The sequence below is a fragment of the Kocuria turfanensis genome (assembly GCF_001580365.1).
Taxonomy (GTDB): domain Bacteria; phylum Actinomycetota; class Actinomycetes; order Actinomycetales; family Micrococcaceae; genus Kocuria; species Kocuria turfanensis.
Genome location: NZ_CP014480.1, coordinates 2306646 through 2328212 on the forward strand (window position 1 = coordinate 2306646; position 21567 = coordinate 2328212).

Below are 21567 nucleotides of genomic sequence, written 5' to 3' on the forward strand. Positions count from 1 at the left end.
TCCGCCTCCCTCTCCGGGGAGGCGGACCGCCGTCGTTGCCTGCCGCGGAGGCACCCTCCCGGTGCTCCTCGCCGCACGGCCCCGGACGGGGGCTGTGCGCTCTTCGTTACCCCTCGGTGACTGTCAGGACACGCATCGCCGCCGACTTCGGGTATTTTCGGGACAGCTGTGTGCGGCCCCGGCCCCCGAACCGGTCCTGACCCGCCCAGTCCCACCGCTCCATTTTCAACGGCGAAAAGGAACCACGTTGACCCAGACCACTGCGGACCCCGCATCCCCTGCTGAGACCACTGCCCGGAAGTCGGCGGGCCACGTGATCGTGGACACGCTCGTGGCGCACGGGGTGGAACGCGCCTATGTGGTGCCGGGCGAGTCCTATCTCGACGTGCTCGACGGTCTGCACGACTCCCCGATCGCCACGGTGGTGTGCCGCCACGAGGGCGGGGCGGCCTACATGGCCGAGGCCGACGGGAAGATGAACCCGGTGCCCGGGGTGGCGATGGTGACCCGCGGGCCCGGGGCGGCCAACGCCCACGTGGGGCTGCACACCTCCTGGCAGGACTCCACCCCGATGGTGCTGTTCGTGGGGCTGATCCCCTTCGAGCACCGGGACAAGGAGGCCTTCCAGGAGTTCGACCCGCACGCCTGGTTCGACTCCGGGGCCAAGCGGGTGATGGTCCTCGACCACGCCGAGCGGGCCAGTGAGATCGTGGCCGAGGCGATGTTCGCGGCCAGCTCCGGGCGTCCCGGTCCGGTGGTGGTCGGTCTGCCCGAGGACATCATCCGCACCGAGATCGACGCCACCCTGCACCCGCCGATCCCGGTGGCCACCGGCGGGATGACGGTCCACGACTGGAAAGCGCTGCGCGATGCGCTCTCGGCGGCGGAGAAGCCGCTGTTCGTCACCGGCGGCAACGACTGGACGACCGCCGGGGCGGCAGGACTGACGAAGTGGCTGGAGGAGCACCACCTGCCGGCCGCCGCCGAGTGGCGCACCGAGGGCACCGTGGGCTTCGACTCGCCCTCCTACGTGGGCCCGATCGGCTACGGCCGCCCGGCCGCGACCTTCGAGATGCTGGAGGAGACCGACCTGCTGGTCTTCGTGGGCACGGTGCCCGGGGACGTGATCACCAACGGGTTCCTGGTCCGCCAGAACTGGGACAAGAAGAACTTCCTGGTCACCATCGACCCGTCCCTGCGCGGCCGGTCGGGCCCGGTGTCCTACCAGATCGTGGCCAAGCCCGACGTGTTCGTGCGCGACCTCGTGCGCATCGACCTGCCGGCCAAGCCGGTGTGGAAGGAGTGGACCGGGCGGCTGCGGGCCCAGCAGGTGGAGTTCTCCGCCCCCGCCCCGATGGTCACCGCCCAGACCCCGGCCGACGCCCCGGCGCGGATGGACACGATGATGGCCCACCTGGTGGCCGGCCTGCCGGCGGATGCGATGGTGACCTTCGGGGCCGGGGAGCACACCAACTTCGCCCACCGGTACTTCCCCACCCGCGGGTACGCGACGATGATCTCCGCGCGCAACGGCTCGATGGGCTACTCGGTGCCCTCGGCGGTGGCCGCCTCGCTGCGCTACCCGGGCCGGCGGGTGGTGACCATCGCCGGGGACGGGGAGTTCCTGATGAACGGCCAGGAACTGGCCACCGCCGCCCAGTACGGGGCCACCCCGCTGGTGATCGTGATGGACAACCAGGAGTACGGCACGATCCGCACCCACCAGGAGCGCGACTACCCGCACCGGGTCTCGGGCACCCAGCTGGTCAACCCCGACTTCGCCCTCATGGCCCAGGCCTTCGGCGGGTACGGGGTGCGCGTCGAGCACGAGGCGCAGATCCCCGGCGCGCTCGAGGCGGCGCTCAAGGCCATCGACGAAGAGGGCCGCTTCGCCCTGATCCACCTCATCGTCGAGCAGCGCGTGAAGGCCTACTGACCCGGCCGGCACATCCTGCCCGGGGCGCGCCGGCGACCGACCCCACCCCAGGGGCCACGGCCGCCGGCGCGCCCTGCCCGGCGATCTCGGAGCGCCGGTGGATGCGGCGGGCACGTCCGGACGCACTCAGCCCCTCGGCGCGGCCCACTCAGTGCACGGACGCACTCAGCCCGCCAGCGGGTGCGCCAGCTCGTCCTGGCGCATCCGGCCGGCTCGCAGGGCCACGAATCCCAGCACGGGGGTCAGCACCGCCACGGTCCAGCAGATCACCGGCATCGGCACGACCTGCGCGACGGGCCCCGCGATCGCCATCGACACCGGCATGAGGGCGATGGAGACGAAGAAGTCCAGGCTCGAGACCCGCCCGAGCATGTGCCGCGGGACCCGGCGCTGCAGGAGCGTCCCCCACAGCACCATGCCCGCGCCGTCCCCGGCGCCGACGCACGCCAGGCACACCGCCATGACCCAGAACGACTCCGTGGTCGCCACCAGACCGAACGGCAGCGTCCCGAGCCCCCACAGCCCGATCATCCAGCTGAGATAGCGCCGCGGCAGGGGCAGCGATGCCACCACCAGTGAGGCCAGCGCACTGGCCCCGCCGTAGCACGCCAGGAGGTAGCCGAAGGTGGCGGCGTCCCCGCCCAGCCGGTCCCGCACGAGGAAGGGGACGAGCACCTCCAGGGGCCCCAGCAGCAGGAAGACCGCGCACACCGCCCACAGCAGGGTCCACAGCAGCCACGGCGTGTGCAGGGTGTAGCGCACACCCTCCATGAGATCGCGCCGCACGGAGGCGAACACGCCCCCGGAGTGGTCCGACGGCCCTGCGGCGGCCTCCGGGCCCGGCGCCGAGCCGACGACCGGCTCCGCACCCGGCTCCGCAGCCGGCTCCACGACCGGCTCAGCAGACGGCCTCACCACCGGCTCCACGACCGGCTCCGCAACCGGCCTCACCACCGGCTCCGCAGCCGACTCCGCAACCGACTCCACGACCGGCTCCGCCGACTCCGCAACCGGCCTCACCATCGGCTCCGTCGCCGGTGCCACGGCCGGGTCCCCGAGCGGCGCCCGGGCCGTCGGGCCCGTCACGGGCAGCGCCTCCCGCTCGGGCACTTGCAGGCGCAGCAGCAGCACGAGTGCCGCGAGGTGGCACGCGGCGATCAGGGCGACCGCCCCGCCGGGCGCCAGGAGCCCGATGAGCACGCCGGCCGCGGCGGGGCCGGCCGCCTGCTGCAGCAGCGGGCGTGCCGTGCCCTCCACCCCGTTGGCGGCGAGCAGCTGCCGCGCGGGCAGGACCCGGGGCAGGGCGGCCGAGTACGCCGGGTAGAAGAAGCCGACGCCGGCGCCGAACACGAACGCCGCGGCGCCGAGGTGCCACAGCCGCAGCCCACCGGTCAGGGCGAGCACCGCGACCGTGCCCGCCGTGAGGGCGTTCCCGGCTTCGACGAGGCGCAGCAGGGCCGCCAGCGGGAAGCGGTCCGCCGCGATGCCGCCCACGAGCACGACCACGAGCATTCCCAGCGCACCCACGGCCGTCACGGCCGAGAGGTCCACGGCCGTCCCGTCCAGTTCCAGGACCTGGTTCACCAGGGCCACCGCCCACATCCCCGCGCCGAAGACGCTGACGAACATCGCGAAGGCGAGCACACGGTACTCGCCGAGCCGAAAGGGCTCCAGCGCGCGGGGCAGGGGCATGGTGCCAGTCTACGAAGCGGCTCGCGGGGCGCCACGGTGGTGGCCGCCGTCCGGTCCGTAGCAGACTGGGGCGGTGCAGACCTTCCTCCCCTACCCGGACTTCACCCGCTCCGCCCGTGCCCTGGACCGCAAGCGGCTCGGCAAGCAGCGGGTGGAGGCCCTCCAGGTCCTGCGCGCGGCCACGGTTCCCGGCTACGGCTGGTACCGGCACCCGGCCACGGCGATGTGGACCGGGCACGTGCCCGCGCTGGTGGCCTACGGGCGGGCGATGGTCGACGAGTGGACCGCCCGAGGCGGGGCCGACAGCACCGCGTGGCAGATCCGGGAGTTCGCCCCGGAGGCCTGGGACCGGTATCCCGACGACGGAGTGGCGCAGCCGCCCCCGTGGCTGGGCGACGACGCGTTCCACCGCTCCCACCGGTCCAAGCTGCTGAGCAAGGACGAGGAGCTCTACCGGGACGTGTTCCCGGACGACACCGCGGGACTGGAGTACGTGTGGCCGGAGCCCGCGCAGTCCCGCACTCCCCCCGCCGAGCCGCCGCACGGCCGGCGCGCCTGGGTGCTGGCGCCGGGGACGCACGAGGCCGTCGGCGGCGCCGTCCTCGTCCCGTTCCGTGTCCCGGAGGGGGTGCGGGAGAACCACTGGATGGCGGCGGTGGCGCGCGTCGAGCAGGAGCTGCAGGAGGGTGAGCCCGTGCTCCTGCTGCACGGGGCGCCCGGTCCCGAGCAGCTCGTGGAGCGGACCGTGCTGCGCGAGAACGTGCACCACGCCGTCGCGGGCTTCTCCCTCGAGCTCGAGCCCGGGGAGCGGGTCCTGCGCCGGGAGCTGCCGGCGCCCGCACGACTGCAGTCCCCGCGCCCGGTCTTCGCCGTCCCCGCCGAGGCCGTGGGCGCCGGCGAGTGAGCCTCGCCGCGCTGCTCGGCCCGGCCCTGCTGGGCCTCGGCTCGGGCCTGGCCCTCATCGTGGCCATCGGGGCGCAGAACGCCTTCGTCCTCCGGCAGGGTCTGCGCCGGCAGTTCGTCGGCACCGTGGTGGCACTGTGCACGGTCTCCGACCTGATCCTCATCGCCGCCTCCGTGGCCGGCACCTCCCTCCTGGAGCAGGTGGCGCCCTGGCTGATGAGCGCCCTGCGCTGGGCCGGGGCGGCGTTCCTGCTCGGCTACGGGCTGCTGGCCGCGCGGCGGGCACTGCGGCCCGCGGGCGGCCTGGTGGCGGCCGGGGCGGCGCCGCCCGGCCGCGGCCGGGTGGCGCTCACCGCGCTGGCCCTGACCTGGCTCAACCCCCACGTCTACGTGGACACCGTCCTGGTCATGGGATCGCTGGCCAATGCGCAGGGCGAGCAGCTGCGCTGGTGGTTCGCCGCCGGGGCGATGACCGCCAGCGCGCTGTGGTTCGGCGCCCTGGGGTGGGGCGCCACCCGTCTGCAGCGGTTCTTCGCGGCGCCCGTCTCCTGGCGGGTGCTCGACGGCGCGCTCGCGGTGCTCATGCTCGTCCTGGGCCTGGAGCTCGCACTGGGCACCTGACGGGCACCCGGCAGGCGCGCCGCACCGGCCTTTCATCTGCTGTCATGCGGCGCCACCGAGACAAAGGGTCGGTAGCATGTCACTCACCCGGCGCCCGTCGTGCCGGACGGCAGGAGGCGCACATGCGAGGGTCCCACGTTCCCGCCACGGGGACGATCACCGTCACGGACTGGCCGGATCCGCAGGCCACGGAACCGGGCCAGCTGGTGGTGCAGATGCTGCACGCCTCGATCTGCGGCTCGGACCTGCACGTGGTCTTCCACGGCCTGCTGCACGCCGAGGGCCCCCGCCGGCCCGGCTATCCCGGCCACGAAGGGGTCGGGATGGTGGTGCTGTCCCGGTCGAAGCACGTCCCGGAGGGCGCGCTCGTGCTCACCGTCCCGCAGGGCGAGATGGGCGGGTGCTTCGCGGAGCTGCAGCTGCTGGACGACCGGCACGTCGTCGAGCTGCCCGCCGGCACCGACCCCACCGACTCCCGGCAGCTGCGCCGGCTCATGATGGCCCAGCAGTACGGCACCTGCCTCTACGCCATGCGCCAGTTCTGGCCCGTGGAGACGCCCGCCCGGCGCGCACACACGTGCGTGGTGATGGGTGCCGGCTCCGCGGGGCTGTTCTTCGTGGAGGAGGCCCGGCGGCTGGGCTTCGAGCACGTCGTCGCCTCCGACCTCGACCCCGGCCGGCTCGAGGTCGCCCGGCGACTCGGCGCCACCCCCGTGCACGTGCCGGAGCAGGACCTCGGCGAGGTCGTGGCCGAGGTGAGCGGCGGGCGCGGCGCCGATCTCGTGATCGAGGCCGTGGGGCACGACGTGCTGCGCGACCAGGCCGTCGACCTCGCGGCCGAGCGGGGCGTCGTGGGCTTCTTCGGCCTGCCGGAGCGGCACGGGCCCACGGACATCCCGCTGTGGACGGCGTTCCGCAAGAACCTGAGGCTGCAGTGCTCCGTGGCGGCGCAGGCGGAGCCGGGACTCACGTCCTTCCGCGAGGCGCTGCGCCGGATCTCCGAGGGGGAGATCGACGTGGAGCACTGCCTGGGCCGCGAGCTCCCCCTCGAGCGGCTGCCCGAGGCCATGCAGCGGGCCGAGGAGCACCGCCCCGGCGACATCAAGCTCACCGTGACGCCGTGACCGAGCGCATCCGTCCCCTCGCCGGCGCCGCGGCGGACGGCCGGCCCTCCACCGGCACCCCCGCCCTGCCCGCCGTGACCGCCACGACCCAGAGCTCGCTCGCCGTCCAGGTGATGACGGCGGTGCGGCGGGCCGTCATGGCCGGCCAGATGGAGCCCGGGCGGCTGTACTCCGTGCAGCAGCTGGCCTCCGTCATGAACGTCTCCCGCAGCCCCGTGCGGGAGGGCCTCCTGCGGCTGGGCGAGGCCGGGCTGATCCGGTTCCACCGCAACCGCGGCTTCGAGATCGTCGAGGTCAGCCCCACCGACGTCGCGCAGATCCTCGCCGTGCGCACCGCCCTGGAGGTCCCCGCCGCCCGGCGGGCGGCGGGCCTCGCGCAGCCGCCGGACCTCGAGTGGGTCCGGGCGCAGTGGGAGACCATGCACGCGGCGGCCCGGGCGCAGGACCTCGAGGCGACCGCCGAGGCCGACGAGGGGCTGCACCTGGTCCTGCTCCAGCTCGCCGGGAACGAGCAGGCGGCGCGGCTCGTGGAGCGGCTGCGCGCCACCACGTCATTCCTGGGCGTCGTCACCGCCACCACGCTCCGCCCGGTCGGTGAGCTCGCCGGGGAGCACGACGCCCTGGTGCAGGCGGTGCTCGCCCAGGACGCGGACGCAGCGGGAGAGGCGATGCGCGAGCACCTCGCCTCGACGGCCGAGCGGCAGATCGGCCAGGCGCTGCGCGCCCGGGGCACCCCGGAGCAGGACGTCCCGGACCTGGTGCACCGGATCTGGGGCGAGGCCGCCACGGGGTACTGAGCGCGGCTCAGGCCCCGGCGCCGCCGGGCCCGAGCGGGAGCCGGAGCTCGAAGCGGCAGTTGCCCCGTCCGTCCTCCCCCGCGGTGATCGCGCCCCCGTGGGCGGTCGCGATCTCCCGGCTGATCGCCAGTCCCAGACCGGAGCCGCCGGTGTCCCGGGTCCGGGAGTCGTCCAGGCGCACGAACCGCTCGAAGACCCGCTCCCGGTCCTCCGGGGCGATGCCGGCGCCGTCGTTGTCGACGGTCACGACCGCCTCCTGTCCCTGCGTCCGCAGGGACACGGCGATCCACGACTCGGCGTGCCGCTCCGCGTTGGAGAGCAGGTTGCGGAGCACCTGCTGCAGCCGGCTCCCGTCCCCCCGGATCCGCACCGGATCCAGGTGCACACGGACCTCGTGCCGCGACGCGGGCCGCATCCGGGCGACCTCCTCCCGCACCACCTCGTCGAGGTCGGTGTCCGCGACGCGCAGCCGCAGCCCGGCGTCGTCGATCTTCGCCAGGGTCAGGAGATCCTCCACGAGCCGGCCCATCCGGCGGGACTGGGACCGGAGCACCGGAGCGACCTCCGGCCACATCGTGGCGGACGGGTCCGAGGCGGCCACCTCGATGGTGGTCGTCAGGGTCGCCAGGGGGCTGCGCAGCTCGTGCGAGGCGTCCGCCACGAACCGGCGCTGGGCCCGGTCGGAGGCCTCCAGCCGGTCGAGCATCCCGTTCATCGTCCCGGCGAGCGCAGCGACCTCGTCCCCGGTGGGCGGCACGTCCACCCGCTCCCCGAGGTTGGCGGTGCCGATCCGGCGGACCTGCCCGGTGATCCGCCGCACGGGGGCGAGGGACCGGCCGACCAGGAACCACATGAGGGCGGAGCCGAGCAGGGCCAGCACCGGGCCGCCGACGAGCAGGAACAGGCTCACGGTCCGGATCGTGGTCTGCTGCAGCGCCATGGGCACGGCCACGGTGAGAGTGAAGGGGACGTCGTTGATGTACATGCCGTGCGAGACATAGACGAAGTCGTCGGCGCGTGGACCCGGTCCGGCGGTGTCCGCCGCCGAGTCGAAGGACTGCCCCGGCTCGAGCGTGGGCGGGGACAGGGCGGCGTCCAGCGCGGCGGCGGGCGAGGCGGCGACCAACCGCCCGTCGGCGCCCTGCAGCTGCACGAGCACGCCCGGTCGCCCGAGCCGCTGCATCAGCTCCCCGAGGCCGGAGGTCGTGTAGACGGTCGTCTCCCGGGCGGTGCCGCCGGCCGTCCGCGGCTGCCAGGGAACGCCGAGGTCGTGCAGGATCTCGGCCTGCCGGGCCACGGCCTGGTCGTGGGCGGCCCCCACGGCGGTGCGGTGCAGGAGCTCGAGCAGCACGGCCCCGGCCACGGCCACCACGAGCAGGATGAGCAGGCCCGCGGCGGCCGTGCTGCGCCGGCGCACGCCCCACCGCTGGAACGGCGACCTCCGGCGGGCGGTCACGGGCCCGGTGCCCCCGGCTCGTCGGACACGAGGCGGTAGCCCATGCCGCGGACCGTCTGCAGGGTAGACAGGCCGAAGGGGGCGTCGATCTTCTTCCGGAGGTAGCCCACGTAGACCTCCACGATGTTCTCCGAGCCCTCGAAGTCGGCGTCCCAGGCGTTGTCCATGATCTGCAGCTTGGAGACCACCTGCTCCTTGTTCTGCAGGAGGTACTGCAGGATGACGTACTCCTTGGCGGTCAGCTCCAGGCGCTGCCCGCGGCGGGTCACGGTGCGGCGGACGGGATCCAGCTCCAGGGAGCCGGCGGCGAGCACCACCGGCCGCTCGGGGGCGCCCCGGCGGATGAGCGCCCGCAGCCGGGCGACGAGGACGAGGAAGCTGAAGGGCTTGGTCAGGTAGTCGTCGGCGCCGAGGTCGAACGCGTCGGTCTGGTCGTACTCGCCGTCCTTCGCGGTGAGCATCAGGACCGGGACCCAGTTCTCGGCGGCGCGCATCTCCTCGAGGACGGCGTAGCCGTTCCTGCCGGGCAGCATGAGGTCCAGGACCACGACGTCGTAGGGGTTCTCCCGGGCCAGCCACGCCCCGGTGACGCCGTCGTGGGCCACGTCGACCACGAAGCCCTCGTTCGTCAGGCCGCGGCGCACCGACTCCGCGAGGTCCACCTCGTCGTCCACCAGCAGCACGCGCACGCGTCCTCCCTCCTCGCCGGCCGTCACGGGGCCGTGCGGCCCGCCTCCAGTGTCCCGCACCGTGCTGAGGATCCGTTGAGGACGGCGCGCCCGCTCCGCTGCCGCCTTCTCCCCAACCGGTGCACAACGTTGTCCACAGGTGTGGAGAACCGTGTGCACAGCCGTCTCTCCACAGCGTTATTAACAGGTGTGGACGCCGCCGTGGCGCCGTCCACAGCGCGGGTCACAGGTGTGGAATTCCACCGCTGTAACTTGTCGACAGCTGGGGACAGAGCCTGTGGAGAACCTTGTGGCACGGCCCGTGCGGATCAGCGCCGGCGGCCGGCGCGCCGTCGTGCGGCCGCGGTGTAGCCGAAGGCCACGAGGGCGCCGGTGAGCAGTCCGCCGAGGTGCGCCTGCCAGGCGATGCCGGGGAAGAGGAAGCCGAAGACGATGTTGACGCCGATGAGCACGGCGATGGGCGTGATCGACTGCCCCAGGTGCCGCTGGAGGACGAAGAGGGCGCCGAAGAGCCCGAAGACGCCGCCCGAGGCGCCGACCACCAGGCTCAGCGGGTGCGAGAGCAGCAGGACGCCCACCGACCCCCCGAGGACGGAGAGCAGGAACAGCAGCAGGAACCGGGTGCGGCCCAGCGCGGGCTCCAGCATCCGTCCGAACAGGTACAGCATGTACATGTTCAGGAGCAGGTGGAGTGGGCTGGACATCGAGTGCAGGAATCCGCTCGTGAGCATCCGCCACGGCTCGGAGGTGGTCATCATGGGGGCGTAGGCGAACATCTGGAGCAGGCTCACGCCCGCGGCCTGGACCAGCCACTGCAGGGCGTAGACCGCGGCGTTGGCGCCGATGAGCCACCATGTGACGAGCATCGGCGAGCCCCGCGGCGCCCGGCCGCCCAGTCCGGTGCGCAGGGCGGGGCGGCGGCGCGAGGCCTGCTGCACGCAGTCGACGCAGTGCACGCCCACCGCGGCCGTGCGCTGGCACTCGGGGCACACCGGGCGGCCGCACCGCTGGCAGGTGACGTAGCTGGGGCGGTCGGGGTGGCGCGGGCACACGGGGACCTCTCCCCCGGTGGACGCGCCGTACTGCGGTCGCTCGCCGCTCACTGGAACTCCTCGTGGGCCGGCCCGCGGGCCGGGATCGGTGAAAAGGATTCGGTGAAAAGGGTTCGGTGTACGAGAACGGCGCAGGCCCGCCCGGATCGCTCCGGACGGGCCTGCGCCGTGGCCCCGGCGAGGCCGGGGCGGGGTCCTGCTGGGGCCTAGAGCTGCTCGACGTCGATCGAGGTGATGACGCAGTCCTCGACCGGGCGGTCCATGCCGCCGGTGCGGACGTTGTTCAGCTCGTCGACGACCTTCCGCGACGCGTCGTCGGCGACCTCGCCGAAGATGGTGTGCTTGCCCTGCAGCCAGGTGGTGGGGGCCGTGGTGATGAAGAACTGGGACCCGTTGGTGCCCCGGCCGTTGCGCTTGCCCGCGTTCGCCATGGCGAGGATGTAGGGCTCGTTGAAGTTGAGCTCGGGGTGGATCTCGTCGTCGAACTCGTAGCCCGGCCCGCCGATGCCCTGGCCCAGGGGGTCCCCGCCCTGGATCATGAAGTCGCGGATGATGCGGTGGAAGACCACGTCCTGGTACAGGGGACCGGTCTGCTTCTCGCCGGTGCGCGGGTCGCTCCACTCCTGGGTGCCGTCCGCGAGGCCGATGAAGTTCTTGACGGTCTTCGGGGCGTGGTTGCCGAACAGGTTCACGACGATGTCACCGTGGTTCGTGTGGATCGTCGCCTTGGCAGTGGGGATGGCAGAAGTCATGGGGCCATTCTTGCACGCGGGCGGAGGCCGCTCCGTGGCGTCCCGTGGGGTTCAGCGCACAGTGAAAAGCCCCGGCATCACGCGGGAGGGCCTCCATCCGGGCGGGCTCTGCACGTATGCTGACCATGGATTGTCACGACCCGAGGAGGGATGGATTCATGAGCTTCACGAAGTCCAAGAGCGAGAAGAAGGCCGCCGCGGCGCAGAAGGCCGCGGAGAGCAAGGTGCTCGACGCCGGCAAGTGGGCGTCCAAGGAGATCGGCGAGCTGGCACCCCGGCTCCAGCACAGTGTCGAGGCGGGTGCCGCCGCCCTCGCCGGTGGCGTGGCGACCGCCGGACCGAAGGTCCAGGAGAGCCTCGGCCGCGCCCACGACCTCTCCGGCTCCGCGAAGCTGAAGGCTGCCGCCGTCACCGCACCGGTCGCCGCGAAGGCGTCCAAGGCCGCGGCCCCCGTCGCCGCGAAGGCCGCCGACCGCGCCGCCGAGAGCCGCGCCGCGATGCAGGCGAAGTACGCCGGTGCCGCCGCCCTGCTCGCGGGCAAGTTCGCGGACGCGGACACCCCGGAACAGCTCGAGGCCATCGTCGCCAAGCTGACCGGTGACAAGAAGGCCGTGGCCAACGCGAAGAAGGCCGCCGCGAAGGTCGCCAAGGACTACGCCAAGCAGCAGAAGAAGGCCGAGAGCTCGCACAAGGGCCTGCTGGTGCTGGGCCTGCTGGTCGCCGGTGGCGTCGCCGGTGTGGCCGCCTGGAAGGCGTCCCGCCCGGTCGAGGACCCCTGGAAGACCCCTGCGGCCACGTCCCCGCGGGTGACGGCCTCCCCGGTCGCCCAGCAGACCACGGTGGCCGCCGGCACCGGCGTGCAGGTCGACGACGTCAAGGACGCCACCACCCCGGCCGGCCAGTCCGGCGGTGTCTCGGAGGCCGCCTCCGAGGTCAAGGACAACGCCCAGTCCGTGGGCGAGGACGCCAAGGCCACGATCCACGAGGTCAAGGAGCAGATCCAGGGCAAGAAGGACGACAACGAGTCCTGAGCCCCCGCTCCCGCCGCAGAGGCCCCCGCTCCCGCCCAGGGAGCGGGGGCCTCTGCCGTGGAGCAGGATCGGGGGTGCGGCACCGGGACGGTGCGTGACCGGCGGCCGGGCACGAAAGAATCCCGACCGAGCAGGTGCTCGATCGGGATCTCAGGTGGTGGAGGCGAGGGGACTCGAACCCCTAACCCTCTGCTTGCAAAGCAGATGCGCTACCAATTGCGCCACGCCCCCGCAGTGTCCGGACTACTCCACCTCGTCGGTGGCGTCCGCCCACGCGGTACGGTCGGCATCGGTCTCCCGGAGCTTGGAGAGCACCGCGACCGACGCTCCGACCAGGGCGAGAACCGCAGTCACTTTCCTGTTCACGCCTGCCTCCTGACATGCGAAAAAGGGAACCGTGGGCGTACCAGGAATTGAACCTGGGACCTCTTCGTTATCAGCGAAGCGCTCTAACCGTCTGAGCTATACGCCCTTCCGGCCCTTGCGGACCGAGAAGAAACGATACCGGAGTTGCCGACCCGTGCCAAATCCAGCCCGGCACGGGCCGGCGTCCGGTGATCGTGCCGTGCCGGGTCAGTCGTCCGTGAGGGTGAGACCGACCCCGCCCACCAGGGCCGCGGCGATGTTGTAGAGCAGTGCCGCGAGCACCGAGAGAGCGGTCAGGAGGATCACGTTGACCACCGAGACGATGGTCGCGAAGATCGCGATCTGACCCAGGGAGAGGAAGTCCTTCACGTTCAGCGCCCCGCCCGCGCCGCCCAGCATGCCGAGCAGCTCGTTGATGCCGTCGAACATCCCGGTGAGGTCCAGGACGATCCACAGCACCACGGAGGCGACCACGGTGATGATCCCGAGCGCCACCGAGAGCAGGAACGCGAGCTTGAGCACCGACCAGGTGTCCACCTTCGAGACCACGAGCCGCGCCCGGCGCACCCTCGGGCGCGGGGCGGGGCGAACCAGGCCCTTCGTGGAGCCGGCCGGCCGGCTGTTCTTGGCCGGGGCCGGGGCGGACTTCACCGGCCGGGGGGCGGTGCGGGGGGTCGTCCCGGACTTCGCGGACGTGGCCGGGCCCGGCTTCGCCGCGGCACCGGGCCGGGGCGCGGACGCGAGGGGGGCGCGTCCGGACTTGCCGGCGGCGTTGGAGCCGGAACTCGAGCTCATGCGTTACCTCCGTTGTTGTTCGCGTCCAACGCTACTTCATCGTCCGCCGTGTCCCCGGTTCCGGGGACGGAATCGAGCTCACCGGTGTCCTCGGCCTGCTGCACGTCGGCCGTCTCCATGGACTCGTCCTGCTGGACGTCGATCTCGGCCACGGCCTCGGCGTCGACCTCCTGCGCGATCTCGCGGTCGGCGTTGTGGGCCACGCCCGTGATCGAGTCGCCCGCGGACGGCTTGGCGAAGATCACGCCCATCGTGTCCCGGCCCTTGGCCGGCACCTCGGAGGCCCCGGTGCGCACGACCTTCCCGGACTCCATGACCACGAGGACCTCGTCCTCCTCGCCCACGATCAGCCCGCCGACCAGCCGGCCGCGCTGCTCCGCGAGCTTCGCCACCTTGATGCCGAGCCCGCCGCGGCCCTGCACCCGGTACTCCTCCACCTTGGTGCGCTTGGCGTAGCCGCCCTCGGTGACGACGAAGACGTAGGCGTCGTCGGTCACCACGTTGGCCGAGAGCAGCTCGTCGCCGTCGCGGAACTTCATGCCGGTGACCCCCGAGGTGGCCCGGCCCATGGGGCGCAGCACGTCGTCCGAGGCGGTGAAGCGCAGGGACATCCCGTTGCGGGAGATGAGCAGCAGGTCGTCCGCCGCCGAGGCCAGCTGCGCCGAGACCAGCTCGTCGTCCTCGCGCAGGTTGATCGCGATCACGCCGGCCGAGCGGTTGGTGTCGTAGTCCAGCAGCCGGGTCTTCTTCACCAGCCCGTTGCGGGTGGCGAGGACGAGGTACGGGGCGTCGTCGTAGGAGCGCAGCTCCATGACCTGGGCGATCCGCTCCCCCGGCTGGAAGGCCATCAGGTTGGCCACGTGCTGGCCCTTGGCGTCCCGGCCGGCCTCGAGCAGCTCGTAGGCCTTGGTCCGGTAGACCCGGCCCAGGTTCGTGAAGAACAGGATCCAGTTGTGCGTGGTGGTCACGAAGAAGTGCTCGACGACGTCGTCCGCGCGCAGCTGCGCGCCCCGGACCCCTTTGCCGCCGCGGCGCTGGGACCGGTACTGGTCCGAGCGGGTGCGCTTGACGTATCCGCCGCGGGTGATGGTCACGACCATCTCCTCCTCGGGGATCAGGTCCTCCATCGACATGTCGCCGTCGTAGCCGTACTGGATCTCGGAGCGGCGGTCGTCGCCGTAGCGGCCCACGATCTCCTCGAGCTCGGTCGAGATGATGTCGCGCTGGCGCGCCTCGGAGGCGATGATCTCGGTGTACTCGGCGATCAGCCGCTCCAGCTCCGCGTGCCGGTCCTGGATCTTCTGCCGCTCGAGGGCGGCGAGCCGGCGCAGCTGCATGTTGAGGATGGCCTGCGCCTGGTCCTCGTCGATCTGCAGCAGCTCCATGAGCCCGGTGCGGGCGTCGTCGGCCGTCGGGGAGCGGCGGATGAGCGCGATGACCTCGTCGAGGGCGTCGAGGGCCTTGAGCAGGCCCCGCAGGATGTGGGCCTCCGCCTCGGCCTGGCGCAGCCGGTACCGGGTGCGCCGCACGATGACGTCCATCTGGTGGGTGACCCAGTGCCGGATGAAGGCGTCGAGGCTCAGGGTGCGGGGCACCCCGTCCACCAGGGCGAGCATGTTGGCGGAGAAGTTGTCCTGCAGCTGCGTGTGCTTGTAGAGGTTGTTGAGCACCACCTTGGCCACGGCGTCCCGCTTGAGCACGATCACCAGGCGCTGGCCGGTGCGCCCGGAGGTCTCGTCCCGGATGTCGGCGATGCCGGTGATCCGGCCGTCCTTGACGAGGTCCGCGATCTTCATCGCGAGGTTGTCCGGGTTCGCCTGGTAGGGCAGCTCCGTGACCACCAGGCACGTGCGGCCGTGGATCTCCTCGACGTTGACCACGGCGCGCATCGGGATCGAGCCGCGCCCGGTCCGGTAGGCCTCCTCGATGCCCTTGTGGCCGAGGATCTGCGCCCCGGTCGGGAAGTCCGGGCCCTTGATCCGCTGCAGCAGCTCCTCGAGCAGCTCCTCGTTGGAGACGTCCGGGTTCCGGAGGTACCACTGCACGCCGTCGGCGACCTCGCGCAGGTTGTGCGGCGGGATGTTGGTGGCCATGCCCACCGCGATGCCGGAGGACCCGTTGACCAGCAGGTTCGGGAACCGGGACGGCAGCACCGACGGCTCCTGGTTCTTGCCGTCGTAGTTGTCCTGGAAGTCCACGGTCTCCTCGTGGATGTCCCGGACCATCTCCATGGCGATGGGCGCCATCTTGGTCTCGGTGTACCGCGGGGCCGCCGCGCCGTCGTTGCCCGGGGAGCCGAAGTTGCCCTGGCCCAGCGCGAGCGGGTAGCGCATCACCCAGTGCTGGATCAGGCGCACCAGGGCGTCGTAGATCGCGGAGTCGCCGTGCGGGTGGTACTGGCCCATGACCTCGCCCACCACGCGGGCGCACTTGTTGAAGGACCGGTCCGGGCGGTAGCCGCCGTCGTACATCGCGTAGAGGACCCGGCGGTGCACCGGCTTGAGCCCGTCCCGGACGTCCGGGAGGGCTCGGCCGACGATGACGGCCATGGCGTAGTCGAGGTAGGACCGCTGCATCTCGGTCTGCAGGTCCACCTGCTCCACGCGGTCGGTCAGCACGGGCGAGTTCTCGAGGTCGCCGGTGAGGCCGGCGTCCTCCGGGGTCTGTCCGTCCTGGATCTCGTCACTCATACGGTCTTTCCGTTCTGTCTGCTGGTTCTCGGGGTCCTGCCGCCGTCCCGGCCCCGGCTGCATATGCCGGACCGGTCATATGTCGCGGATCAGATGTCGAGGAACCGGATGTCCTTGGCGTTCTGCTGGATGAACTCGCGGCGGGACTCGACGTCCTCGCCCATGAGCACGGAGAAGACCTGGTCCGCGGCCGCGGCGTCCTCCATGGTCACCTGGAGCAGCGTGCGGTGCTCGGGGTCCATCGTGGTGTCCCAGAGCTCGGTGTAGTCCATCTCGCCGAGACCCTTGTAGCGCTGGATCCCGTTGTCCTTGGGAATGCGCTGGTTGTTGGCCAGGCCCCGAGCGAGGGCCTGGTCCCGCTCGGCGTCCGAGTAGACGTAGTCGTGCGGTGCGTTGGACCACTTGATCCGGTACAGCGGCGGCTGGGCCAGGTAGACGAAGCCGTGCTCGATGAGCGGGCGCATGAAGCGGAACAGCAGCGTCAGCAGCAGGGTGGTGATGTGCTGGCCGTCCACGTCGGCGTCGGCCATGAGCACGATCTTGTGGTAGCGGGCCTTCTCGATGTCGAAGTCGTCGCCGATGCCCGCGCCGAAGGCGGTGATCATCGACTGGACCTCGGCGTTGGACAGCGCCCGGTCCAGCCGCGCCCGTTCCACGTTGAGGATCTTGCCGCGCAGGGGCAGGATCGCCTGGTGGGCGGGATCGCGGCCCTGCACCGCGGAGCCGCCCGCGGAGTCGCCCTCCACGATGTAGATCTCGGACAGGGACGGGTCCTTGGAGGAGCAGTCCTTGAGCTTGCCCGGCATCCCGCCCGACTCGAGCAGGCCCTTGCGGCGAGTGGTCTCGCGCGCCTTCCGGGCGGCGAGCCGCGCCTGCGAGGCGTTGATGGCCTTGCGGATGATCTCCCGCGCCGCGGCCGGGTTGCGCTCGAGCCAGTCACCGAACCGGTCGTTGACCTCGCGCTGGACGAAGGTCTTCGCCTCGGAGTTGCCGAGCTTGGTCTTGGTCTGGCCCTCGAACTGCGGCTCGGCGAGCTTGATCGAGATGACGGCGGTCAGGCCCTCCCGCACGTCGTCGCCGGTGAGGTTCTCGTCCTTGTCCCGCAGCAGCTTGTTCTCCCGGGCGTACCGGTTCACCAGCGAGGTCATGGCCGAGCGGAAGCCCTCCTCGTGGGTGCCGCCCTCGTGGGTGTTGATCGTGTTCGCGTAGGTGTGCACCGACTCGGTGTAGGCGGTGGTCCACTGCATGGCGAGCTCGAGGGACATCTTCCGGTCGGCGTCCTCGGTCTCGATCGCGATGACGTCGTCGTGGACGAGGTCGGCCTTCTTGGACGTGTTCAGGAAGGTGACGTAGTCGAGCAGGCCGTGGTCGTACTTGTAGACGACCCGGCGGTGGCCGGAGTCGTTCTCGTCCTCGTGGTTGAGCCGGGGGACGTCCGTGCCGCCGTCGCGGCCCTCGACCGGCTCCGCGGCCGCGCCGGTCGCCGCACGGGCCCCCGAGTGGTCGGAGGCGGAGCCGGCGATCTCCTCGCCGGACTCCTCGGCCACGCGCTCGTCCGTCAGGCTGATCTTCAGGCCCTTGTTGAGGAACGCCATCTGCTGGAAGCGCGCCCGCAGTGTCTCGAAGTCGAAGTCCACGGTCTCGAAGATCTCGGGGTCCGGGTAGAAGACCTGGGTCGTGCCGGTCTCCGCGGTCTCCTCGCCCCGGACCAGCTCTCCCTGCGGCCGGCCGCCCTCGGCGAAGACCATCCGCCAGACGTGGCCCTGGCGGCGCACCTCGGTCTCCACGCGGCGGGACAGGGCGTTGACCACGGAGATGCCCACGCCGTGCAGACCGCCGGAGACGGCGTAGCCGCCGCCGCCGAACTTGCCGCCCGCGTGCAGGATCGTCATGACGACCTCGACGGTCGGCCGGCCCTCGGTCGGGTGGATGTCCACGGGGATGCCGCGGCCGTTGTCGACGACCCGCACCCCGCCGTCGGCCTGCAGCGTCACCTCGATGTGGTCGCAGTAGCCGGCCAGCGCCTCGTCGACCGAGTTGTCGACCACTTCGTACACGAGGTGGTGCAGCCCGCGCGGGCCGGTCGAGCCGATGTACATGCCGGGCCGTTTCCGGACGGCCTCGAGCCCCTCCAGGACGGTGATGTCACCGGCACCGTACTCGCGCTTCTGCGGATCCTCTGTTGCCACGGGTTCCTGGCTCCTCCTGTTGGGCGTTCGGGCCGCTCCGGACAGCACAAGAGAACGCCGATGAGACGTTCGACGACTCATCGGCTCGTGCAGGGTCGGAACGGTTCGACGACTCCGGGCGTCCGCGCCGCGGGCGGGTGCCGCGATCGGCCGTGGGGGGCCCGGTCCGTCAATTCCTGTCTGGCACCGATTCTATCGGAAAACGACGGGCCAGGGGTGCCCGCAGATGCCCCTGAGCGGCCGGAAAAGGCCCTCAGAACGAATTTTTCTGGTCTCCACCACCGGCTGTTCGTTCCCGGGGGGGCCCAGCGCGCCACGAGGCCGCTCAGCGCTCCGCGGCACCGGCCTCACCCGTAGGTGTCCCGGGGGCCCCGGCCCTGCACCGACCGGCGGCCGCGCTTCCAGCTCGGCGCTGCCGGGCCGAGGATCTCGATCCGGGTGACGATGCCCTCCCCCAGGTGCTCGTCGAACATGCGCAGCAGCTGCGGGACCATGAGCCGCAGGTTGGCGGCGTAGGCGGTCGAGTCGCAGCGGACCCGCACCACCGTCTCGTCGAAGCTCTCCGGCCGGCAGTGCCCGGCGATCCCCGGGCCCACGAGCTCGTCCCAGCGGGAGAGCACCGACCCGACGGCGACCGGGGACTTCCAGCCCCGTCCCGACACGAGGGCGTCCAGCACCGAGCCCACGCCCCGGGGGTCGCGGGCGGAGCGGCCCGCCCCGGAGTACCCGCCGAGCGCCCGGGGGTCCACGTCGTTGCCGCGCCGCCCCAGGCGTTCGGCGGGGGACGCGGTGGCCGACTCCATCGCCGCCCCGAAGTTCTTGAGGTTGCGCCGCGCGGCCGCCCCGTAGAGGCGCCCGTCCCCGCGGGCCTCGGCGGCGTGGCGCATCCGGGTCAGCAGCGCCGCGGGCGCATCGATCTCGTCCTCGATCCGCACGACGTTCTCCTCCGGGGCCGGCGGGGCCGCCGAGGGGTCCGCCGGGAGGTCGTCCGGGGGATCGGGGAGCCGGTCCCCGCGCTCGGGCCCGCTCACGACGACGCAGCCTCCCCCGCCTCCGGGCCGGTCCCGGCGGGCGGGCGCTCGTCGTCGCGCACAGCCGTCCCCGGCCCCACCCGCACCACGTCGTGCGGGCCGGCGACGAGCTCGGTGGGCAGGTCCTCCTCGACCGCGGCGGTGACCAGGACCTGCTCCGCGGAGGCCACGATCGCGGCCAGGCGGCTCCGGCGCCGGGCGTCGAGCTCCGCGAACACGTCGTCGAGCAGCAGGATCGGCGCCGCGCCCTCGGTGGGGTCGTCCGCGAGGTGGACGTACCAGGAGCCCAGCCGGAGGGCGAGGGCGTAGGACCAGGTCTCCCCGTGCGAGGCGTAGCCGCGGGCGGGGGCCGGACCCAGCAGCAGCTCGAGCTCGTCGCGGTGCGGGCCGATCAGCGTCAGGCCCCGCTCGAGCTCGCGCTGCTCGGCGTCCTCGCACGCCTCGAGGATCAGCCGGTGCAGGTCCGCCGGGGTGAAGTCGCGCAGCTGCCCCACGTCCCCACCGGCGCTCTCCGGCAGGACCGAGGACACGTAGCGCAGCGTGGTGGACTTCGTGCCGTCGGTGAGCTGGTCGTAGGCGGTGGCCACCTGCGGGGCGAGGGCGTCGATCAGCTGCAGCCGCGCGTGCAGGATCACGGCCCCGGTGCGGGCGAACTGGTCGTTCCACGCGGCCAGCGTCGAGCGGTGGGTCTCGGTGAAGCGGCCGCTGCGGCGGGCCGACTTCAGCAGCGCGTTGCGCTGCTTGAGCACCTTCTCGTAGTCGGCCATGGTGCCGGCGAGGACCGGGCGCATGGACCGGGCGAGGTCGTCCAGGAACCGTCGCCGGTGCGAGGGGTCGCCCTTCACCAGGGAGAGGTCCTCCGGGGAGAACAGGACCGTGCGCACGATGCCGAGGGCGTCCCTGGCACGGACGGGGGCGGCCCGGTTGATGCGCACCCGGTTGGCGCGGCCGTCGTTGAGCTCGAGCTCGAGGACGGTCTGCTGGCCGCCGCGCCGCACGCGCACCCGGACGATCGCCCGCTCGGCGCCGAAGCGGATCAGCGGCGCGTCCGAGGACACGCGGTGCGAGGAGAGCCCCGCCGTGTAGTCCAGGGCTTCGACGATGTTCGTCTTGCCCACGCCGTTGGGGCCCAGGAACACGGTGGTCCCGGGTCCCAGACGTATGTCCAGCAGGGCATACGTCCGGTAGTCCAGCAGGGAGAGGTGGTCGACGAACACGCCCGGATCAGCAGCTTCCGCTTCCGCGCCGGCCGGTCACTGGCTCGGGAGCCGGACCGGCATCAGCAGGTACTTGTAGTCGTCCCGGTCCTCGCCCTCCGGCTCGGCCTGCGCGGAGAGCACCGCCGGCTTGGGCGGGGCGGTGAAGGAGAACCGCACGTAGTCCGAGGAGAAGGCGTGCAGGCCCTCGGACAGGTACGTGGGGTTGAAGGCCACGGTGATGTCGTCCCCGGTCAGGTGGGCGTCCAGGACCTCCGAGGCCTGGGCGTCCTCGCCGGTCCCGGCGTCCAGGGCCACCTGGCCCTGGGTGAAGGCGAGGCGGACGGGCGTGTTGCGCTCGGCCACGAGCGAGACGCGGCGGACCGCCTCGACGAGCTCGGTGGTGCGCACCGCAGCCGTGATCGGGGTGTGCTCGGGGAACAGCGACCGGATCTTGGGGTACTCGCCGTCGATGAGCAGGCTCGTGGTCCGGCGGCCGCCGGACTCGAAGCCGACGAGCTCGGCGGAGTCGGACAGCGCGATGTTGATGTCCCCGGCCGGTCCGAGGGTCTTGGCGATGTCGTTGAGCGTACGGGCCTTGATCAGCGCGGCCGTGGAGATGTCGTGGGAGGTCGGCCTCCACGTCAGCTCCCGCATGGCGAGCCGGTACCGGTCGGTGGCCAGGAGGGTCATCTTCTCGCCCTCGATCTCCACGCGCACGCCGGTGAGGATCGGAAGGGTGTCGTCCTTGCTGGCCGCGATGTTGACCTGGGACACGGCGAGGGCGAAGTCGTCGCCGGCGACCACGCCGGAGACGTCCGGCAGGGCCGGGAGCTCCGGGTAGTCGCCCACGGGCATCGCGGCGAGGTTGAACCGCGAGGACCGGCAGGTCAGCGTGACCTTGCCCTCGTCGGCCTGGACCTCGACCGGCGCGGACGGCAGCGACCGGCAGATGTCCGCCAGGAGCCGCCCGGAGACGAGCGTGGTGCCCTCCTCCTGGACGTCGGCGCTGATCGACAGCCGTGCCGAGATCTCGTAGTCGAAGCTGGCGATGGACAGCGACCCGCCCTCCGCCCGGATGAGCAGACCGGACAGCACGGGGACCGGGGGCCGAGGAGAGAGGGACCGGGCGGTCCAGGTCACGGCCTCGGCGAGAACATCGCGTTCGACGGAGAACTTCACGAGAGGTTGCTGCCTTTCAGTCTGAGCACGGGCGGCGGAGCCCGCGCCCGGAGGACGGCGTCCGC

At 72.2% G+C, this 21567-nt stretch carries 18 protein-coding genes and 2 tRNA genes; 6 read left to right on the top strand and 14 right to left on the bottom strand.

Annotated features, from left to right (window positions below):
• Positions 1 to 247: 247 nt before the first annotated feature.
• Positions 248 to 1936, top strand: coding sequence for a thiamine pyrophosphate-dependent enzyme (locus AYX06_RS10670; protein WP_062735751.1), 1689 nt, complete (start codon positions 248 to 250; stop codon positions 1934 to 1936).
• A gap of 165 nt (positions 1937 to 2101) precedes the next feature.
• Here AYX06_RS10670 and AYX06_RS10675 read toward each other — a convergent pair whose 3' ends face one another.
• Positions 2102 to 3628 carry an MFS transporter gene (locus AYX06_RS10675; protein WP_062735752.1) on the bottom strand — a complete coding sequence of 509 codons (1527 nt, stop codon included), beginning with the start codon at positions 3626 to 3628 and terminating at the stop codon, positions 2102 to 2104.
• 73 nt (positions 3629 to 3701) lie between these two features.
• On the opposite strand from AYX06_RS10675, the gene AYX06_RS20490 reads away from it, so the two are divergent.
• The 4 genes from AYX06_RS20490 to AYX06_RS10695 all read left to right on the top strand — a co-directional run bounded on the left by AYX06_RS20490 (position 3702) and on the right by AYX06_RS10695 (position 7073).
• A complete protein-coding gene (locus AYX06_RS20490; RefSeq protein ID WP_062735753.1) occupies positions 3702 to 4532 on the top strand; it encodes an MSMEG_6728 family protein in 831 nt (276 codons plus the stop codon).
• On the top strand, positions 4529 to 5152 hold the full coding sequence (locus tag AYX06_RS10685; RefSeq protein ID WP_062735754.1) for a LysE/ArgO family amino acid transporter: 624 nt from the start codon (positions 4529 to 4531) through the stop codon (positions 5150 to 5152). The genes AYX06_RS20490 and AYX06_RS10685 overlap by 4 nt, the downstream gene beginning before the upstream one ends.
• A gap of 122 nt (positions 5153 to 5274) precedes the next feature.
• Entirely contained in the window at positions 5275 to 6276 is a 1002-nt protein-coding gene (locus AYX06_RS10690) for a zinc-binding dehydrogenase (RefSeq protein WP_062735755.1), read from the top strand.
• On the top strand, positions 6273 to 7073 hold the full coding sequence (locus AYX06_RS10695; protein ID WP_062735756.1) for a GntR family transcriptional regulator: 801 nt from the start codon (positions 6273 to 6275) through the stop codon (positions 7071 to 7073). The genes AYX06_RS10690 and AYX06_RS10695 overlap by 4 nt, the downstream gene beginning before the upstream one ends.
• Before the next feature lie 7 nt (positions 7074 to 7080).
• On the opposite strand, the gene AYX06_RS10700 is transcribed toward AYX06_RS10695, so the two are convergent.
• The 4 genes from AYX06_RS10700 to AYX06_RS10715 form a co-directional block, all read right to left on the bottom strand.
• Positions 7081 to 8529 (bottom strand): sensor histidine kinase, encoded by a 1449-nt coding sequence (locus AYX06_RS10700; RefSeq protein WP_147017563.1) that lies wholly within the window; start codon positions 8527 to 8529, stop codon positions 7081 to 7083.
• A complete protein-coding gene (locus tag AYX06_RS10705; protein WP_062735758.1) occupies positions 8526 to 9218 on the bottom strand; it encodes a response regulator transcription factor in 693 nt (230 codons plus the stop codon). The genes AYX06_RS10700 and AYX06_RS10705 overlap by 4 nt, the downstream gene beginning before the upstream one ends.
• Before the next feature lie 308 nt (positions 9219 to 9526).
• On the bottom strand, positions 9527 to 10321 hold the full coding sequence (locus AYX06_RS10710) for a rhomboid family intramembrane serine protease (RefSeq protein WP_062735759.1): 795 nt from the start codon (positions 10319 to 10321) through the stop codon (positions 9527 to 9529).
• A 155-nt stretch (positions 10322 to 10476) separates the two neighbouring features.
• Positions 10477 to 11022 carry a peptidylprolyl isomerase gene (locus AYX06_RS10715; RefSeq protein ID WP_062735760.1) on the bottom strand — a complete coding sequence of 182 codons (546 nt, stop codon included), beginning with the start codon at positions 11020 to 11022 and terminating at the stop codon, positions 10477 to 10479.
• 158 nt (positions 11023 to 11180) lie between these two features.
• Between AYX06_RS10715 and AYX06_RS10720 the strand changes: the two genes are divergently transcribed.
• Complete coding sequence (locus AYX06_RS10720) at positions 11181 to 12053, top strand: hypothetical protein (protein ID WP_062735761.1); 873 nt, start codon at positions 11181 to 11183, stop codon at positions 12051 to 12053.
• Positions 12054 to 12208: 155 nt separating this feature from the next.
• Here AYX06_RS10720 and AYX06_RS10725 read toward each other — a convergent pair.
• From AYX06_RS10725 to dnaN, 9 genes are all read right to left on the bottom strand, one after another.
• Positions 12209 to 12284 (bottom strand) — tRNA-Ala (locus AYX06_RS10725).
• 12 nt (positions 12285 to 12296) lie between these two features.
• Complete coding sequence (locus AYX06_RS20740) at positions 12297 to 12419, bottom strand: hypothetical protein (RefSeq protein WP_261775410.1); 123 nt, start codon at positions 12417 to 12419, stop codon at positions 12297 to 12299.
• Between the two features lie 32 nt (positions 12420 to 12451).
• Positions 12452 to 12525: transfer RNA gene (locus AYX06_RS10730), tRNA-Ile, on the bottom strand.
• A gap of 101 nt (positions 12526 to 12626) precedes the next feature.
• Positions 12627 to 13214 carry a DUF3566 domain-containing protein gene (locus AYX06_RS20495; RefSeq protein WP_062735762.1) on the bottom strand — a complete coding sequence of 196 codons (588 nt, stop codon included), beginning with the start codon at positions 13212 to 13214 and terminating at the stop codon, positions 12627 to 12629.
• Entirely contained in the window at positions 13211 to 15904 is a 2694-nt protein-coding gene (gyrA, locus tag AYX06_RS10740; RefSeq protein ID WP_062735763.1) for a DNA gyrase subunit A, read from the bottom strand. Before gyrA ends, AYX06_RS20495 begins: the two co-directional genes overlap by 4 nt.
• A gap of 89 nt (positions 15905 to 15993) precedes the next feature.
• The gene (gyrB, locus tag AYX06_RS10745; protein ID WP_147017562.1) at positions 15994 to 18093 is read right to left on the bottom strand and encodes a DNA topoisomerase (ATP-hydrolyzing) subunit B; all 2100 of its coding nucleotides are present in this window, start codon (positions 18091 to 18093) and stop codon (positions 15994 to 15996) included.
• A 347-nt stretch (positions 18094 to 18440) separates the two neighbouring features.
• A complete protein-coding gene (locus AYX06_RS10750; protein ID WP_371860064.1) occupies positions 18441 to 19124 on the bottom strand; it encodes a DUF721 domain-containing protein in 684 nt (227 codons plus the stop codon).
• Complete coding sequence (gene recF, locus AYX06_RS10755) at positions 19121 to 20341, bottom strand: DNA replication/repair protein RecF (protein ID WP_062735765.1); 1221 nt, start codon at positions 20339 to 20341, stop codon at positions 19121 to 19123. The genes AYX06_RS10750 and recF overlap by 4 nt, the downstream gene beginning before the upstream one ends.
• Positions 20342 to 20377: 36 nt before the next feature.
• Complete coding sequence (gene dnaN, locus AYX06_RS10760) at positions 20378 to 21502, bottom strand: DNA polymerase III subunit beta (protein ID WP_062735766.1); 1125 nt, start codon at positions 21500 to 21502, stop codon at positions 20378 to 20380.
• Positions 21503 to 21567 lie beyond the last annotated feature (65 nt).

Excerpts from the sequence above, each read along its gene's own strand:
- AYX06_RS20495 (WP_062735762.1), bottom strand. The coding sequence starts at position 13,214 with ATGAGCTCGAGTTCCGGCTCCAACGCCGCCGGCAAGTCCGGACGCGCC.
- AYX06_RS10715 (WP_062735760.1), bottom strand. The coding sequence starts at position 11,022 with ATGACTTCTGCCATCCCCACTGCCAAGGCGACGATCCACACGAACCAC.
- AYX06_RS10720 (WP_062735761.1), top strand. The coding sequence starts at position 11,181 with ATGAGCTTCACGAAGTCCAAGAGCGAGAAGAAGGCCGCCGCGGCGCAG.
- AYX06_RS10690 (WP_062735755.1), top strand. The coding sequence starts at position 5,275 with ATGCGAGGGTCCCACGTTCCCGCCACGGGGACGATCACCGTCACGGAC.
- AYX06_RS10675 (WP_062735752.1), bottom strand. The coding sequence starts at position 3,628 with ATGCCCCTGCCCCGCGCGCTGGAGCCCTTTCGGCTCGGCGAGTACCGT.
- gyrA (WP_062735763.1), bottom strand. The coding sequence starts at position 15,904 with ATGAGTGACGAGATCCAGGACGGACAGACCCCGGAGGACGCCGGCCTC.